The 17,495-nt window shown below is 39.7% G+C and carries 12 protein-coding genes and 1 tRNA gene; 7 read left to right on the forward strand and 6 right to left on the reverse strand.

Features of this window, described 5'->3' with window-relative positions:
• Positions 1-733: 733 nt before the first annotated feature.
• Both HMPREF1532_RS05090 and HMPREF1532_RS05095 read left to right on the forward strand, forming a co-directional pair.
• Positions 734-2,776, forward strand: coding sequence for a histidine kinase (locus HMPREF1532_RS05090; RefSeq protein ID WP_005925766.1), 2,043 nt, complete (start codon positions 734-736; stop codon positions 2,774-2,776).
• An 8-nt stretch (positions 2,777-2,784) separates the two neighbouring features.
• The gene (locus HMPREF1532_RS05095; RefSeq protein ID WP_005925767.1) at positions 2,785-3,540 is read left to right on the forward strand and encodes a LytR/AlgR family response regulator transcription factor; all 756 of its coding nucleotides are present in this window, start codon (positions 2,785-2,787) and stop codon (positions 3,538-3,540) included.
• Between the two features lie 200 nt (positions 3,541-3,740).
• On the opposite strand, the gene HMPREF1532_RS05100 is transcribed toward HMPREF1532_RS05095, so the two are convergent.
• The 5 genes from HMPREF1532_RS05100 to HMPREF1532_RS05120 all read right to left on the reverse strand — a co-directional run bounded on the left by HMPREF1532_RS05100 (position 3,741) and on the right by HMPREF1532_RS05120 (position 10,243).
• Entirely contained in the window at positions 3,741-4,148 is a 408-nt protein-coding gene (locus HMPREF1532_RS05100) for a DUF2141 domain-containing protein (protein ID WP_005925768.1), read from the reverse strand.
• A 13-nt stretch (positions 4,149-4,161) separates the two neighbouring features.
• Positions 4,162-6,069 (reverse strand): TonB-dependent receptor plug domain-containing protein, encoded by a 1,908-nt coding sequence (locus tag HMPREF1532_RS05105; protein WP_005925769.1) that lies wholly within the window; start codon positions 6,067-6,069, stop codon positions 4,162-4,164.
• A 136-nt stretch (positions 6,070-6,205) separates the two neighbouring features.
• On the reverse strand, positions 6,206-7,090 hold the full coding sequence (locus tag HMPREF1532_RS05110; RefSeq protein ID WP_005925772.1) for a LytR/AlgR family response regulator transcription factor: 885 nt from the start codon (positions 7,088-7,090) through the stop codon (positions 6,206-6,208).
• Positions 7,091-7,776: 686 nt separating this feature from the next.
• Positions 7,777-9,234, reverse strand: a complete 1,458-nt coding sequence (locus tag HMPREF1532_RS05115) for an aminoacyl-histidine dipeptidase (protein ID WP_005925774.1) — start codon at positions 9,232-9,234, stop codon at positions 7,777-7,779.
• 22 nt (positions 9,235-9,256) lie between these two features.
• Positions 9,257-10,243, reverse strand: coding sequence for a lysylphosphatidylglycerol synthase transmembrane domain-containing protein (locus HMPREF1532_RS05120; protein ID WP_005925776.1), 987 nt, complete (start codon positions 10,241-10,243; stop codon positions 9,257-9,259).
• Positions 10,244-10,313: 70 nt separating this feature from the next.
• Between HMPREF1532_RS05120 and rsmA the strand changes: the two genes are divergently transcribed.
• From rsmA to HMPREF1532_RS05135, 3 genes are all read left to right on the forward strand, one after another.
• Positions 10,314-11,108 carry a 16S rRNA (adenine(1518)-N(6)/adenine(1519)-N(6))-dimethyltransferase RsmA gene (rsmA, locus tag HMPREF1532_RS05125; RefSeq protein ID WP_005925778.1) on the forward strand — a complete coding sequence of 265 codons (795 nt, stop codon included), beginning with the start codon at positions 10,314-10,316 and terminating at the stop codon, positions 11,106-11,108.
• Between the two features lie 71 nt (positions 11,109-11,179).
• Complete coding sequence (gene mgtE / locus HMPREF1532_RS05130; RefSeq protein WP_025818959.1) at positions 11,180-12,520, forward strand: magnesium transporter; 1,341 nt, start codon at positions 11,180-11,182, stop codon at positions 12,518-12,520.
• A gap of 119 nt (positions 12,521-12,639) precedes the next feature.
• The gene (locus HMPREF1532_RS05135; protein ID WP_005925783.1) at positions 12,640-14,493 is read left to right on the forward strand and encodes a DUF349 domain-containing protein; all 1,854 of its coding nucleotides are present in this window, start codon (positions 12,640-12,642) and stop codon (positions 14,491-14,493) included.
• Positions 14,494-14,709: 216 nt separating this feature from the next.
• Here the strand turns inward: HMPREF1532_RS05135 and HMPREF1532_RS05140 are convergent.
• A tRNA-Gln gene (locus tag HMPREF1532_RS05140) sits at positions 14,710-14,780 on the reverse strand.
• Between the two features lie 307 nt (positions 14,781-15,087).
• Between HMPREF1532_RS05140 and rsfS the strand changes: the two genes are divergently transcribed.
• Positions 15,088-15,447, forward strand: a complete 360-nt coding sequence (rsfS, locus tag HMPREF1532_RS05145) for a ribosome silencing factor (protein WP_005925786.1) — start codon at positions 15,088-15,090, stop codon at positions 15,445-15,447.
• Positions 15,448-15,456: 9 nt separating this feature from the next.
• Positions 15,457-17,487 (forward strand): ATP-dependent zinc metalloprotease FtsH, encoded by a 2,031-nt coding sequence (ftsH, locus tag HMPREF1532_RS05150; RefSeq protein ID WP_005925789.1) that lies wholly within the window; start codon positions 15,457-15,459, stop codon positions 17,485-17,487.
• Positions 17,488-17,495: the final 8 nt, after the last annotated feature.

Here is a 17,495-nt window from a genome sequence, read left to right on the forward strand (position 1 = left end):
ATTAAAACGCCCAAACCAGAAAGCTACAGGCATTCTTTTTTTATCTTTTTATGAAGCACTTTTTCATAGTAACAAATATTATCGCCAATAAATCGGCCAACAGAAATGTCGTGATTTCAGATACACATTAATGATAAAAAGACAGATAAAAAGGTGGTTTAAAAATTAAAAATATCCAACATTACCATACATATACAAACAGCTGAATTTCAACATGTTATATTAATCATTATTTTCTCTATGAGATTCGATTGGTTTCTCTACGATAATCGGGACGTTGCTCTACGAGGAACAAGATGTTTCTCACCGAAGAACAAAACTGATATCCATAAGATATAACAAACTGCATAAACATAAAAAATGGAAATGTCTACTAATTGTAACGAAAATAAAAAAATAAATTCTCTGCGTGCAAGAACATGTATTCTTACATTTAAGAAATTAATAATTTTGATGAACAGAAAGTAGTACTTAAAAAGGAACAACTTAGTAATATTAAAAACAGGAATACCTCCAAAAAGGAAAAGTCCGGTATAAAATGCCCTTACACACATAATTTACACATCCCGACTTTTTATCATGAAATGACGAAACGAACAATCAACAGGTCGAAAATTCCGGATAACAAGTCTCCAATTCTACATAATAAATCAGGGTTAATGAAATTATAAGGAATAAATTTTATAAATTCGCACTCAAACAGCGTATAAAAGTCTAACAAAAGCTACTATTAATGAAAAGTATATATATTCTAATAACTTTATTTATTATCGCACTCTCAACATTGGCAGGTGCCTGCCAGAGACATAAAAACATAGGGGTGACATCACCTGATGAACAAGCAGAAATAAAAATGCTCAAACAAGAAATTCACGATTCTATTAGAACTTTCAACGTGAATTTTGCTAAAGAAGCCATTCTGAAAGGAAAAAATGTGGCAAAAGACAGTGACGATTATTATGACTTTGTCTTATATGACGTCATACTCTTATTCTACATGTCACAACCGGATTCCATGCTTAATAATCTGGCTCAGACAATGGACTATTTATCCAGACAACCAGCTACTTCCCGGCGAAATCAGATGCGCATAAAATGCCTGCAGACCAAAGCAGCCTACTATTCACAATTTTACTTAGACCCGGATTCATTAGTCTATTATAACATAGAGGCCTGTAAAGTAGCAGAGCAAGAACCGGACTTTGAGCAACAAATATTATGTCTTAACAACCTGGCAGATGCCTATAGACAAAAAGGTGAATTGGCACAAAGCGCTTTCTATTATAAAAAGGCTATCTATTTAGCCGATTCTGCTCATACAGCTAAAGATAATTATGTTCCTTTATATGGAGGACTTGCAGCAACCTATACGACCCTTCACGATTTTAAGCAAAGCAAAATATGGTTGGATAAAAGTCTGGAATTATGGGAACTTATGATGACACACGAAAAATTTAATTATTTAACCAATAGAGGAAATGATTATTACTACCAAAAGGATTATCTCAATTGCCTAAATACATTCTTGCAAACAGACACTTTTTTACGTGCGCACCCAGAACTTGAATGGGAAAAATATATATGCCATAGCAATATAGTTGACGTATATCTCAAACTGAATCAGCCCCAAAATGCGGACAGCTTACTTTTCGACAATATTGCTTTTTTCCAAAAGATGCAAAGTGAAACTGTTCTACCCTACCTCTATACACAACAGATGGAATTGGCTATGCAAAAAAAAGATTATAAACAAGCGGAGCAACTCATACAAAAGCATCCACTCCCCGAAGGAACTAAGCCCGACCATATCTTAGCCAGGTTAGATTTCTTACAAAGATATTATACCGAACAAGCGGACTGGAAAAAAGCATTTCAATACCAAAAAGCATATAATGAATTGAATGATTCACTGAGAGATGATCGAGTAAGAATGAGAACTGCCGATCTGCAAATGCGCTATGAAAGAGACGCAACAATTCTTAATCAGAAATTATATATCGGAGAAAAAGAAACACAACTTTTACAAACTTACACATGGCTTGCCATATCCGTTTCTATACTGATATTACTCGTGCTATTATATTATTACCGACGTAAGCAGATGAGATTCAAGGAAGAACAAATGCTGCACCGGATTGTAGAACTGCGTATGGAAAATATACGCAACAGAATAACACCTCATTTCATATACAACGCTCTAAATCATGAACTGCTGGCACAGCAACAAGGAAAGCCGACACAACTTCATGTATTAGTCAACTTGCTGCGACAAGGGCAAAACCTCGCCAATGTATTCTGCACATCCCTGAAAGAGGAAATGGACTTTATACAACTTTATGTCCAGATAGAGGGAGAAGCTTTGGGAGAAAATTTCAGATATGAAACGATCTTGGAAGAAGGAATAGAACCGGAACACGTGACACTGCCCTCCATGATGATTCAGATTTTTGTTGAAAATGCCATTAAACATGGACTGAAAGACATACCGGCCGAGATAGATGCCCGGATGGAAAAGAAATTAATATTACATATATTCAAAAAAGAGAATGACATCTATATTGAGGTTCGCAACAACGGTAAACCTCTAAACTTACAGAACAGAGACCATAAAACCCAAACCGGTTTACGGGTCGTATCACAAACAATCCAATTACTAAATGAGCGGAATAAACAACAGATGAGCTACAATTTAACAGAATACCGGGATGCAAAGGGAGAAACCGGATGTTGCGCTCAACTTATTATTCCCAATAATTATAATTTTAATATAAACTGAAATAACTCATGAGTGTCCCAACAAAAGTTATCATTATTGATGATGACAAACCATCCGTGACGGTTCTGACTAACGAATTGAAAGCTTATCAGGATGTAAATGTCATAGCCACCGCATTCAACAGTCACGATGGTGAACAAGCCATTCTAAAACATAAGCCTCAACTAATTTTCCTTGACATCGAACTGCCGGGAATCAATGGCCTGGAGTTTTTGGCAGCATTACGTCCTAAAATTGATTGGGAAATGAGTACCATATTTTATACATCTTACGAGAAATACATGTTGCAGGCACTCCGTATGCAGGCATTTGATTTCCTGTTAAAACCAGTCAGCAAAGACGATTTATTGTTAGCCATGAATCGCTACTATTTAAATAAAAAGAACACAAAACTTCCGCCTGTCCTTCCTCCGCACTATCCGATAGACAAACCATTGTTAATCACGACCATCACAAATGATAAAGTTATATTAAGACCGCAGAACATCGGATATTTCCGATATAATTCTGAACGTAAGTTATGGGAAATCATCTTGGATGATTTCCGACATGTGATTTTAAAACACAACACGACAGCAGAAGTTATTTTAAACTATGGCGCCGAGTTCATCCAGATACATAAAACTTATATCATTAATATAAATTACCTCAGTATGATACAAGATAGTACTTGCATTATGCTATATCCTTTTAATACCGTCACAGAGCTAAAAGTAAGCAAAATATACAAAAAGAAACTGCTCGACAAGTTCTATAACTTATAAGAATTAACACTGTTAACCCGTTTGCTTAACAATTTATTTCCCCGTTTATAAGAGTGTATACTTTTGCATATTAAAAGTGTACACTCTTAATATGCAAAAGTATACCTTTAACACACACATAAGTATATACTCTTACAAGTCACGAAACAATAGCTAAAATTGCTTTTTTATAGCTACCCGGACAAAACAATGCACAATACTTATTTCAGCAGAATCAGTATCTCAGCATCTTGCTTAAATTCAAACACACATTTCTTGTAAGCGGGCGGCCCCATGACCCCTTCGGCATTATTACTAAAACCGAACTTCTCAGTCGGACGGCCAAAAGAGCCGGTATCCAACACACCATTGCCATTCGCATCCTGAAAAACAGAAATGGCATAAGCACCGGAGGGTAAGCCTTTACAAGGAACGGTAACCAACGTATCTTTCACTTCTACCCGGAATCCATAAACAGGCTTTTTCATAAACGACTCTTCAGAACTGTAAATCCCTACATAAAGAAATCCTTCTGCATTTTCTATTCCCCCTATTTTCAAGGTCAAACTCTGGGCATTCCCCATTACACTCATAAATAACAAAACCAAAGAAATCAAAATTGTTCTCATAATTACATTGTATTTAAAAATTAGAAACATCATAAGCGGCTTTTTTTCCTAAGGTGATAAAGACACCCAAATAGAAGAAATGGTCACTGGAAGCTAACAAGGGCTTTCCATCGATCCGCCCGAATTCATTTTTCCGACAAAGAACATTGGTGGCGGAAGCATGAATGATCATCTTCTTTGTTGCCAGAAAAGTAAATCCTAAATCGAGGCTATTGTAAGGTTTCGTCTCATCATTCATCAATCCGGACCTAACGGGATTATGATAGGGACGTCCACTTGCAAAGCGTTCGGTCAAAGCGACAATGGTGCGTAACTTTGTCAGGCTGTACTTCAACACCAGTGATGCGTTGTGCCGGGTAGCATACTGAGGAGTGGTCAATTCTGTATATTCCAAATATTTCCTCTGAGAAAGATTAAAAGAATAAGAAAGATTACATTCCAGATTTCTCATTAACGAACGATCCTCAAAATACAGATCCACCCCTTTACTGCTTCCATATCCACCGGAAGTGAGACCGGCAGGAGTGTAAAGTACCAGCCGATCATACTTTTTGTAATAGAATTCTGCTTTATAAAAACGCCCTGCCGCCTTATATAAACCTCCTACATTGTACTGCCGGCATGCTTCGGACAATAAGGAGGGCTGCTGAGCTAAGTATTTGGCGTTCGGCAACTGTGTATACCGCCCTGCCGTAGCCGAAAGTACAAGATCACACCACGAATAAGAGAGCGACAAACGAGGTGAAAAATTAATTTTCCGGGCCAATGAGGCATATTCTGTCCGAAAAGAAAGCTCCGCCTTCAAATTTTCAACCGGATAATAGGAAACAGTTCCAAAAACGGCTTCTATTGTTGGAGAGATTTCTTTAGTATCGGCAACAGACACTTGAGAATATCGGGTTTCATACCAACGAAGAAAGGATTCAAAACCTACATCCATCCGAAAAGTAGGATGAAACTTTTTAGAAAGTTTAGTTTTGAAATGAAGCTCGGCCTGTTTTTCACACCAATGATCGCCTTCGGTAACAGCTCCGTCTACCTTTCGGTCAAAAAGAGAATAAGCCATTCCGGAAAACCATTCCCACCCTCCGGAAATAGCAGTCCGGAAAGTCGAGTTCAAATAAACATTGTTTTCTCCCAAGCAAAACAGATACCGGTTGTTATCCGTATAATTGGAATAATCCGTACGATCATATCCGACATATATCTTGAAAACGGATGATCCGGAAGGAGTATAGCGAAACTGGGTCGCTCCGGAAAACATCTGATAGGGCTTCTTAAAGTCGATTCGGCCCGGATATACTTTATTATAAAGCGCTAAATTCTGATAATCGAGATTCAAAGCAAGCGAAGCATTTCTAAAAGCATGATTACCTCCACCTCCTATGCCAACGGTAGACGGACTGATTCCCACTTTATTAATCCGGCTATTATCCTTCGTTTCCAAAGGAAGTACAGCCGACAAAGCTTCACCATATTCCTGCGAATGCCCGCCTGTGGAAAGATTAATGCCACTAAACATAAAAGGTGAATAACGCCCTCTGGCAGGAGTATTTTCAGCCGTTGAGGTATAAGGATTCAAAACATGCATCCCATCGATATAAGTCTGTGTCTCATCACTACTTCCGCCACGTACCAGCAACCGCCCGCTCTCTCCTTGAATCTGCGTACCCGGAAGTGTTTCCAATGCCTTATACAGATTGCCGTTTGCACCGGCTACCGTTACCAGATCAACCGGTTGAAGATCACTCCACCGGTTATTCATCGGTATCGTTTTGTGAGCCTTGACCACAACTTCATCCAACAATACGGTATCTGCAAAAGGAATAAGAAATACAGTATCTTTTACAGTTTCCTGCGCCCATATCCGGGCAGAAAACAAAACCGGACTTGCAATGAATATCCAAAATAACTTTTTCATTTTTCTGTTTGCTAACGTTTACGATGGCAAACATAAAGGAAACAATGAAAGGAAAAAAATATCCGGGACAGACAGCCCGGATATGTGACAAACGACAGATGTGCTGTGACGAGCAGCATCATTTTGTGATGAATGGTTATCTGTTATTCATTTTCTCTATCAACATTTTAACCTCTTTACTATATGCCCGCGATACAGGTATGCTATCTTCGCAATCATAAAGAAACAGGCGATATCCTTGTGAATTTCCGCTTACTTTAGATACAGCACACAAGTTGACTAAAAAAGCCCGATGAGATTTGACAATATAAGAAAAAGGTCTGCTTACTTCTTCTACTTGTTTCATAGTGGCTCGCAGCATTTTCTGTGTACACTTCTCATTCTTCCGATAAACAATCTTCACATAATTTCCTTCTGCCTCCACATAAAGCAAATCACTGGCTATTAGTTCAAACGATTCTTTCGTTCCTCCGGAAAATACAATATACTCCTTCCCGTTTTCCATCCGATTACAATTTGGAATACTTTCCGCCTTCTGAAGATATTGATTCATTTCCATTGCTTCTTGAAGATGAGAAGCCAAAAAACGATTTCGATTCAACATCACAAAAAAAGCAGTAGGGAAAATACCGACAACAACAGTCGAAGCCAGAAAACTACAAAAAATATCCCAACGCAATCCCCAACCAAATATCCAATCGGAATACAACCAAAGCCCGACAGCTATAAAAAAGAAAATAAACAGGTTATTCAACAGATGCTTCCCTACCGTCCAACGCTCATCTTCGTAAAAGTCAGGAAACAAAAACGGAAGCAAATAGACAGGAATACAAAGAAACAGGCCGGTTACCACCATATAGCCCAAGAGAATGCCCAATTTGTTATGAGAAATAGCCGATATACCAAACGGCTGAAATAAGAGCAGAATAAAAAACACAATGCCACATGAAATCAATGCTACCTTCCACCGTTGGTAAAAGAGAGGATATGGGCTACTCAGGTATTTCAATATTTTTTTCATGCAAATGCCTTTTATATCAGGTACAAAGTAAATCATTTAACGCTATTCCACCAACAAACTCTTATAGTAATATGCATAAAAAAATCGGGAAACACAGTTGTTGTATTTCCCGATCACATTTGCCATTACTGAATAGATACATAAAAGAATCACTTTTCATTCGTGTATCCCCATTTCATCATTTCATTACGGCCCACCTCGCTGAGGTACTTGGCCATAAACTTAAGAATCGTTCTTTTCATTGCTTTAAACATTTAATAAACTAATACTTCTACTGAAAACCGTTAGAAAGGATGTGTCATAACATATCCCCAAATGTTAGCGTCAGCATCGCTTAATTTTCTAAAAAACTTCTTTACCTTTTTCATAATTAAGTCTCCTTTCAATCTTGTTACCTAAAAACTTTTTTATCCTAAAAACATGTTTTACAACACAAAAATAAGACCTATTCGAATACGTTATATCGAAAAATGAAGAAAAAACATGTTTTATAGCATATTTATTGATCTGCATCAATAAAACGAAGAAATCATCATAACGTATTTGAAAAACATGACAAAACAATCACTGACAGAAAGGCACGGTAAAAGACAGAAAAACAAAAAATCCCACCCATAAAATAACGGGCAGGATTCTTTAATTTCACAGGAAGCGAATGCACGCTTTCAAGTATATCGATTAAAATATTACTTTTCCGGAGTTTGTTCCAATGTGGCCACCAGAAAATCATAGAATTTCTGTACGGTAGGAATCAGAGCGCGTTCATCCGGTGAATGCGGTGAACGCAAAGTAGGACCGAAAGAAATCATATCCAATCCCGGAATAATAGCACCGATGATACCACATTCCAACCCTGCATGAATCACTTTCACAGCCGGTTCTACACCAAACTGTTTCTTATAAGATTCTTTCATCGCATGCAAAATCGGAGAATTGATATCAGGCTGCCAACCGGAATATCCACCGGTCATTTCTACCTTCATACCCGCCATAGAGAAACAACATTCAAGACTGGTAGTAAGGTATTCTTTCATACTGTCACTGGAACTGCGAGCCAATATTTTAATATCCGCCTTGCCATTTCCAATCACAATGATAGCCAGATTGGAAGAAGTTTCTACTGTATCGGGAATAGTAGGAATCATACGCATCACCCCATTCTGACAAGCAAAGATCGCATCGATCAGATTGTCTTGAATTTCTTCGGGGACTTCTCCCTTAGGTACATCTACCCGTTCGGCTTTAAAACTGATCGGGGTTTCGATAGCCGAATATTCTTCATTGAACAGGTCTTCGCAATACTTCACCAATCCCAATAACTCCTCTTCATTTTCTGCAGGAATAGTAACTACCGCCGACGCCTCACGAGGAATGGCATTGCGCATATTCCCACCTTCCCAACTTGCCAAACGGGCTTCATAGCTTGCCACGGCCTCACGAACGAAACGAACCAACAGTTTATTGGCATTGGCACGTCCCTCATTGATTTCCAATCCGGAATGTCCTCCGCGTAATCCTTTCAGTGTCACCTTAACGGCAATATCGCCCTCTTCCGGCTCTACTTCCTTATACTCAAGCGTAGCTGTAACATCCATACCGCCTGCGCAACCGATATAAAGTTCTCCTTCGTCTTCCGAATCGAGATTCAACAGTATTTCTCCGTTCAATGTTCCCGGTTTCAAACCAAAAGCACCGTACATACCGGTTTCCTCATCTTTTGTAATAAGAGCTTCCAACGGACCATGTTTCAAATCCTTGGATTCCAGTACTGCCATAATAGCTGCTACTCCCAATCCGTTGTCGGCTCCCAAAGTAGTGCCTTTGGCTTTCACCCAATCACCGTCTATATAAGTTTCGATAGGATCTTTCTCAAAATCGTGTGCAGTATCATTGTTCTTCTGAGGAACCATATCCATATGTGCCTGCAAAATTACACCTTTACGGTTTTCCATGCCCGGAGTGGCAGGTTTACGGATAATAACATTACCGGCTTCGTCTACGAATGATTCCAGTCCCAGATTTTTTCCGAAGTCAAGAAGAAACTCAGTTATCTTTTCCATATGTCCCGATAGACGCGGAATCTGAGTTAATGAATAGAAGTGCTTCCACACATTTTGTGGAGCTAAAGAGAGAATTGTGCTCATAACGAATCATTTTATTAGGTTCTTATTTTCGTTGTCTATTGGTAAGCGACAAAGCCGCCAAACCATATATTCCCAACAAAGCTACTAAAAAGGTTTGAATTCCGTGTACAATCAAGGCAAATATTCCGGCATCCACCACATTTACTCCATAAAGCACCATCATGGAAATAACGGCAAAGTGCCACGGTCCCGCACCATTAGGAGTGGGGACAACAACAGCGAACGTACCGGCAGCAAACATGACTAACGCTGCCATAGCACCTAAATGCTCGGTAAATCCGAAACAATAGAATGTAATGTAAAAATGCAGGAAATAGCACAACCAGATAAGAACAGTATATAAAACAAACAGAGGAATATTCTTCACATTTTTCAAAGACATCACTCCTTCGTACACATTAAAAACAATTCCTTTCACCTTTTCGAAAAAAGACAATGCCCGCATTAAATAATAAAGAAGAGCAATAACACCGATAATACAAAACAACATAATATAAAACCATACGGATGTCAACAAATGCACAATAGACGGAATCTTTGTTCCGGTCTCTTTAAAAAAGGAAAGAAACACAGGCATTTGCAACAAAAAAGTAGTCCCCGTAATAAATACCATACATACGACATCGACCAAACGCTCCGTAACTACCGTACCCAAAGATTTTGTAAAAGAAATATCATCGTATTTGGCCAATACTCCACAACGGGAGATTTCTCCGACACGAGGCAACACAAGATTGGCGGCATAAGAGACAAAGATCGCATTGACACAATCACCGGTTTTCGGAAAAGCCCCCAACGGCTCCAAAGTCATTTTCCAGCGCCAACCACGAATAATATGGCTGAACACTCCGAATGCTAACGAAAAGAGCATCCACCACCAGTTTACACCATGCAACAATACATAGCCTGCTTTCGCAAAATCAAAGTCACGATAGACCCAAAACAGGATAAAGCCTCCCAAAACCAATGGTAAAATAAGTTTCAGAGTCTTTTTTATTAGTTTATTCATTCTTAATTCTTAATTCTTCAAGTAAAAGAATTACCTTTGTCGACTGCAAAAGTAACCATTTAGTTGATAAATGAAATTAGTAAAGCCTAAAAAGTTTCTCGGACAGCACTTCCTGAAAGATCTCAAAGTAGCACAGGACATTGCCGATACAGTTGATATGTTTCCAGCGCTTCCTATCTTAGAGGTCGGTCCGGGAATGGGGGTACTTACCCAATTTCTTGTGAAGAAAGGGCGCCCGGTAAAAGTGGTTGAGGTAGATTACGAATCAGTGGCTTATCTTCGTGAGGCTTATCCGTCTTTGGAAGACTGCATCATAGAAGACGATTTTCTGAAAATGAACCTGCATCGCGTATTCAACGGAGAGCCATTTGTACTGACAGGAAATTATCCCTACAACATATCCAGCCAGATATTTTTCAAAATGTTGGAAAACAAGGAACTGATACCTTGCTGTACCGGTATGATCCAGAAAGAAGTGGCCGAACGCATAGCCGCAGGTCCCGGAAGCAAGACTTACGGCATCCTCAGTGTATTGATACAGGCCTGGTATCATGTTGAATACCTTTTTACGGTCAGCGAGCACGTATTCAATCCGCCACCTAAGGTAAAAAGTGCCGTAATACGCATGACACGTAATGAAACCATCGAGTTAGGCTGCAATGAAAAACTTTTCAAACAGGTAGTAAAAACCACCTTTAACCAACGCCGAAAAACATTGCGCAATTCCATCAAACCGATTTTAGGTAAAGAATGTCCATTGACGGAAGATGCATTATTTAATAAACGTCCGGAACAATTATCCGTGCAAGAATTCATTAACCTGACAAACAGTGTGGAAAAGGCACTGAAAACAATGGATCGTTAAGAAGAGAATTAAATTACAATAGTTTTCGATCGTAAATTGTAAATCATAAAATTAGAGATGCAATTATGGAGATGAACGAGGAATACATAGACAACGTCAAACAACTTATCGAACTGAAAGATGCCGATAAAGTAAAAGAGCTTCTTGTTGACCTGCACCCGGCCGACATAGCAGAGTTGTGTAATGACCTCAACGCAGAAGAAGCCCGTTTTGTCTACCGGTTGCTCGATAATGAAACAGCCGCTGACGTACTGGTAGAAATGGATGAGGATGTTCGTAAAGAATTCCTTGAGATTCTACCTTCGGAAACCATAGCCAAACGATTCGTCGATTATATGGATACGGACGATGCCGTAGACCTGATGCGCGAACTCGACGAAGAAAAGCAGGAAGAGGTTCTTTCGCACATTGAAGATATAGAACAGGCCGGCGATATCGTAGACCTTTTGAAATACGATGAAGATACGGCCGGTGGGTTGATGGGTACGGAAATGGTACTCGTCAATGAGAACTGGAGTATGCCGGAATGCTTGAAAGAGATGCGCCAACAAGCCGAAGAATTGGATGAAATCTATTATGTATATGTAATAGATGACGACGAACGGTTACGCGGTATCTTTCCCTTAAAAAAAATGATCACCTCTCCTTCTGTGTCGAAAGTAAAACACGTGATGCAGAAAGACCCGATCTCCGTACACGTAGATACTCCCCTTGATGAGGTTGCTCAGATTATTGAGAAATATGACCTTGTTGCTATCCCCGTACTGGACAGTATAGGACGTCTCGTCGGACAAATCACCGTTGACGACGTGATGGACGAAGTCCGCGAGCAGTCGGAACGAGACTATCAATTGGCTTCCGGTCTTTCGCAAGATGTAGAAACCGACGATAATGTCTTTCGTCAAACGACGGCGCGTCTTCCGTGGTTAATCATCGGCATGCTGGGAGGAATTGGCAATTCAATGATATTAGGCAATTTCGATGCGACTTTTGCAGCACACCCGGAGATGGCTCTCTACATCCCGCTTATCGGCGGTACGGGAGGAAACGTAGGAACACAATCTTCCGCGCTCATCGTGCAAGGATTGGCCAACAGTTCGCTCGATTCCAAAAATACCCTTAAACAAGTGGCTAAAGAGGCAGTGGTAGCATTAATCAATGCGACCATCATCTCTTTATTAGTGTACACGTATAACTTCATCCGCTTTGGCGCCATGGCAACCGTGACCTATTCTGTATCCATCAGTTTGTTTGCAGTAGTCATGTTTGCTTCTATTTTCGGCACATTAGTCCCGATGACTCTTGAAAGGCTGAAAATAGACCCGGCAATCGCCACAGGACCATTTATTGCCATCACGAATGACATCATCGGCATGATGCTTTATATGGGAATCACTGTTTTATTGTCCTAAATAGAAAATAAATGAAAAAAAATCAGGCAAAAAAGTATGAAGTAATCGTTTTATTTCATTAATTTGTGACCTAATGTAATAAAAGGACTTAAATCCTAATTTCCTAAAACGAATATACAATGATGGACTCTCATGACACTAACCAACCTTTGAATCAAGGGGAGTTAGAAGAAGAAAAGAAAACAGTTGAGGTTTCCGAAGCAATAACAGAAACTCCGACTGAAGAAGCAAATGCTGAAGAACAAGTTGAAACTACATCTCGTCTGACCACCAAAGAGGAAGTGCTTGCGAGAATGAAAGAGCTTGCCTTGAATGCAGAAAGTGCCGGTAAGCAAGAATTGGACAGCTTGAAACAAAGCTTTTACAAATTTCATAATGCTGAATTGGAAGCAGCTAAAAAACAATTCATTGACAATGGCGGCTCCGAAGAAGACTACGCACCACAAAGCGATGCGATAGAAGAAGAGTTCAAAAATGTAATGGCCATTATCAAGGAAAAGAGAAGCGCACAAATGGCCGAGTTGGAAAGACAAAAAGAAGAAAATCTGCAAATCAAACTTTCAATCATTGAAGAACTGAAAGAATTGGTGGAATCACCTGATGACGCCAACAAATCATATACAGAATTCAAGAAGCTTCAACAACAATGGAACGAAACGAAACTGATTCCGCAAGCTAAAGTCAACGAACTTTGGAAAAGTTACCAGTTGTATGTAGAAAAGTTCTATGACATATTGAAGCTAAACAACGAATTCCGCGAATATGACTTCAAAAAGAATCTTGAAATAAAAAATCGTCTTTGCGAAGCAGCCGAAAAATTGGCCGATGAAGAAGATGTCATATCCGCTTTCCATCAACTGCAAAAGTTGCATCAGGAATTCCGTGATACGGGTCCGGTTGCCAAAGAATTGCGTGATGAGGTTTGGAATCGTTTTAAAGCAGCATCCACAGTCGTCAATCGTCGCCACCAGCAGCACTTTGAGGCGTTGAAAGAAGCGGAACAACATAATCTTGATCAAAAAACAGTGATTTGCGAGATTGTAGAATCAATAGAATATGATGAACTGAAAACATTCTCCGCGTGGGAAAACAAAACCCAGGAAGTTATTGCCCTGCAAACCAAGTGGAAAACAATCGGTTTTGCCCCGCAAAAGATGAATGTAAAAATATTCGAGCGTTTCCGTCACGCTTGTGATGATTTCTTCAAGAAAAAAGGAGAATTCTTCAAAACTTTGAAAGAAGGTATGAATGAAAATCTGGAAAAGAAAAAGGCTCTTTGTGAAAAGGCAGAAAGCTTAAAAGAAAGTACAGATTGGAAAGCAACCGCCGATACGCTGACCAAACTCCAAAAAGAATGGAAAACAATCGGCCCGGTTCCCAAAAAACATTCGGATACCATATGGAAACGTTTTATTTCAGCTTGTGATTATTTCTTTGAACAAAAAAATAAAGCCACTTCTTCACAACGTTCGGTTGAACTGGAAAACATGGAGAAGAAAAAAGAAATTATCACCCGGTTAAGCGCTATCGACGAGTCCATAGATACGGAAGAAGCGAGCAAACAAGTTCGTGAACTGATGAAAGAATGGGGTACAATAGGTCATGTTCCATTTAAAGAGAAAGACAAATTGTATAAGCAATACCATAGCTTAGTCGACCAATTGTTTGAACGTTTCAATATCAGTGCGTCCAACAGAAAACTCAGTAACTTTAAGTCAAACATCAGTAACATTCAGAGTGGAGGTTCACAAACTTTATACAGAGAACGTGAAAAGCTTGTTCGTGCTTATGAGAACATGAAGAGCGAACTCCAGACTTATGAGAACAACCTTGGCTTTTTAACTTCTGCATCTAAGAAAGGAAACAGTCTGCTTACGGAACTCAACCGAAAGGTAGAGAAACTAAAAGCCGACTTGGAATTGGTTCTGCAGAAAATAAAAGTAATCGACGAGTCGATTAAAGAAGAAGAGTAACGATTTAATAATGTGTCAATATGCCAATGTCATGCGGTACACGGTGCAACCAATTGGTATATTGACACATTAACATATTATCTCAATACCTGCCACCGAAAATGTGGATCACCGAATCGCTGTTATCTCTTTTCGGTTACATTGCTATCGGATACAAAGAAAGCCGCTAAAAATGCAATTTTAGCGGCTTTTTATCTGTAATTGACTGTAGTGTTGTTGGGCTATCTGGACTCGAACCAGAAATGACAGGACCAGAATCTGTAGTGTTACCATTACACCATAGCCCAATACTTATTTTTCAACGTCCAACCACTTGTTGTTCGTTTGCGGGTGCAAAGATACAAAGAATTTGAGAACCGCAAACATTTTCGGCATTTTTTTTGCAAAAATCCTCTATTTCTCCCCTTAAACAAAAAGATACATCCCTAAAAAACACAAAAAAAGAAGAGTTTTACGACATAACTTTCTTTGATACAAGAATTCAGCGTATATTTGTAAAATATATCATGTTGGTATGATAAAAAACAAAGAACGAAGTGTTCTTGTTATAAAAAGAAAAGCAAAAAACATTGACTATTAAATTTCAATTGATAAATGAACGAAACGAAATTATTAATCGAAAAAATTACAGAAGGAATTCAAGAAAAAAAAGGTAAGAACATAGTGATAGCCGATCTGACTAATATTGACGATACCATATGCAAATATTTTGTAATCTGTCAAGGTAACTCTCCCAGTCAGGTGAGTGCTATTGTCGATTCAATTAAAGATTCTGCCCGAAAAGGAGCAGATGCTAAACCTTACGGTGTAGACGGACTACGCAATGCAGAATGGGTAGCGATGGACTATTCTGACGTATTAGTGCATGTATTCTTACCGGAAATAAGAAACTTCTACAACTTGGAAAATCTCTGGGCTGATGCCAAATTAACAACAATTCCCGACATTGACTAATTTTTCAATATGGACGATAACAACAAAAAACCTAATAAAGTGAATATGCCAAAGTTCAATTTGAACTGGATGTATATGATTATTGCTTTGATGCTTTTAGGACTATGGTGGAGCAATCAAGGCGGCACTGTAAGTAAACAGGTTCCTTACGACGAATTCCAACAATATGTTCGAGACGGATACGTCAACAAAGTAGTTGGATATGACGACAGTTCGGTCGAAGTATATATCAAACCTCAGTTTGTAGGCCAAGTATTCAAACAAGATTCGAATCGTGTTGGAAAGAACCCGATGATTGTAACAGAAGCACCAACCCGGGAAAGTCTCGGAAACTTCATTGATGCAGAAAAAAAAGAAGGTCATTTCGACGGTTCTATCAGTTATGATAAAAAGAATAATTTATTCAATTCTATTCTGATAAATTTTCTGCCTATCATCTTCCTGATAGCTTTATGGATATTCTTTATGCGCCGAATGAGCGGTGGAGCCGGTGGTGGCGGTGGCGGTGTTTTCAATGTAGGAAAATCCAAAGCACAACTGTTCGAGAAAGGAAGCGCCATCAAAATTACATTCAAAGACGTAGCCGGGCTTGCCGAAGCCAAGCAGGAAGTAGAAGAGATTGTAGAATTCTTAAAACAACCACAGAAATACACCGACTTGGGAGGTAAAATTCCTAAAGGAGCATTACTTGTAGGGCCTCCGGGAACGGGAAAAACATTACTGGCTAAAGCTGTAGCCGGTGAAGCCAATGTACCGTTTTTCTCTCTGGCCGGTTCAGATTTTGTTGAAATGTTTGTAGGTGTAGGCGCATCACGTGTACGCGACCTTTTCCGCCAAGCAAAAGAGAAAGCCCCTTGTATCATATTTATCGACGAAATTGATGCAGTAGGGCGTGCCCGTGGGAAAAATCCTGCTATGGGCGGCAATGATGAACGCGAAAACACATTGAACCAGTTGCTGACAGAAATGGACGGTTTCGGTTCCAACAGTGGTGTTATCATTCTTGCAGCAACCAACCGGGTAGACGTATTAGATAAAGCACTCTTGCGTGCCGGACGTTTTGACCGCCAAATCCATGTAGATTTACCCGATTTAAATGAGCGCAAAGAGGTATTCGGCGTACACTTACGGCCTATAAAGATAGACGACACAGTGGATGTAGACTTATTGGCACGCCAAACTCCCGGATTTTCCGGAGCCGACATAGCTAATGTTTGCAATGAAGCTGCCTTGATCGCTGCCCGTCACGGTAAGAAGTTTGTAGGCAAACAAGATTTTCTGGATGCCGTAGACCGTATCATCGGTGGTTTGGAAAAGAAAACTAAAATAACAACCGAAGCAGAACGTCGGTCAATCGCCTTACACGAAGCCGGTCACGCTTCTATTTCCTGGTTGCTCGAATATGCCAACCCATTGATTAAAGTCACAATCGTACCACGCGGTCGCGCATTGGGTGCAGCCTGGTATCTACCGGAAGAGCGCCAAATTACCACAAAGGAACAGATGCTTGACGAAATGTGTGCCACGTTGGGAGGACGGGCTGCAGAAGACCTGTTCTTAGGCAGAATATCCACTGGAGCCATGAACGATTTGGAACGGGTTACCAAACAGGCATACGGTATGATCGCCTATCTGGGAATGAGTGAGAAGTTGCCCAATTTATGCTATTATAACAATGAGGAATATTCTTTCAACCGCCCATATAGCGAAAAAACAGCCGAACTGATTGATGAAGAAGTGAAAAAGATGGTAAACGAGCAATATGAACGAGCCAAACGAATCCTTTCCGAACATAAAGAAGGGCATAACGAATTGGCTCAGTTATTGATCGACAAAGAAGTTATCTTTGCAGAAGATGTCGAACGAATATTCGGTAAACGTCCATGGGCTTCCCGTTCGGAAGAGATTATGGCTGCCAAAGAGAGCAAAGATGCTGCGGATGCAGAAAAAGCACTTGCTCAAAAAGTAAATGAAGAAGAAAAGAATGAATCAAAACCGGCTACTGGCGAATCATCGGCAGAAGTTGAGCCGCAAAACTAAAATCGAAG

It is taken from the genome of Bacteroides salyersiae WAL 10018 = DSM 18765 = JCM 12988 (genome assembly GCF_000381365.1).
GTDB classification, from domain to species: domain Bacteria; phylum Bacteroidota; class Bacteroidia; order Bacteroidales; family Bacteroidaceae; genus Bacteroides; species Bacteroides salyersiae.

What these genes read in the sequence shown, in the direction of transcription:
- HMPREF1532_RS05090 (WP_005925766.1), top strand. Translation starts at nt 734, where the DNA reads ATGAAAAGTATATATATTCTAATAACTTTATTTATTATCGCACTCTCA.
- rsfS (WP_005925786.1), top strand. Translation starts at nt 15,088, where the DNA reads ATGAACGAAACGAAATTATTAATCGAAAAAATTACAGAAGGAATTCAA.
- HMPREF1532_RS05095 (WP_005925767.1), top strand. Translation starts at nt 2,785, where the DNA reads ATGAGTGTCCCAACAAAAGTTATCATTATTGATGATGACAAACCATCC.
- ftsH (WP_005925789.1), top strand. Translation starts at nt 15,457, where the DNA reads ATGGACGATAACAACAAAAAACCTAATAAAGTGAATATGCCAAAGTTC.
- HMPREF1532_RS05105 (WP_005925769.1), bottom strand. Translation starts at nt 6,069, where the DNA reads ATGAAAAAGTTATTTTGGATATTCATTGCAAGTCCGGTTTTGTTTTCT.
- HMPREF1532_RS05110 (WP_005925772.1), bottom strand. Translation starts at nt 7,090, where the DNA reads ATGAAAAAAATATTGAAATACCTGAGTAGCCCATATCCTCTCTTTTAC.
- HMPREF1532_RS05135 (WP_005925783.1), top strand. Translation starts at nt 12,640, where the DNA reads ATGATGGACTCTCATGACACTAACCAACCTTTGAATCAAGGGGAGTTA.
- HMPREF1532_RS05115 (WP_005925774.1), bottom strand. Translation starts at nt 9,234, where the DNA reads ATGAGCACAATTCTCTCTTTAGCTCCACAAAATGTGTGGAAGCACTTC.
- HMPREF1532_RS05120 (WP_005925776.1), bottom strand. Translation starts at nt 10,243, where the DNA reads ATGAATAAACTAATAAAAAAGACTCTGAAACTTATTTTACCATTGGTT.
- HMPREF1532_RS05100 (WP_005925768.1), bottom strand. Translation starts at nt 4,148, where the DNA reads ATGAGAACAATTTTGATTTCTTTGGTTTTGTTATTTATGAGTGTAATG.
- mgtE (WP_025818959.1), top strand. Translation starts at nt 11,180, where the DNA reads ATGAACGAGGAATACATAGACAACGTCAAACAACTTATCGAACTGAAA.
- rsmA (WP_005925778.1), top strand. Translation starts at nt 10,314, where the DNA reads ATGAAATTAGTAAAGCCTAAAAAGTTTCTCGGACAGCACTTCCTGAAA.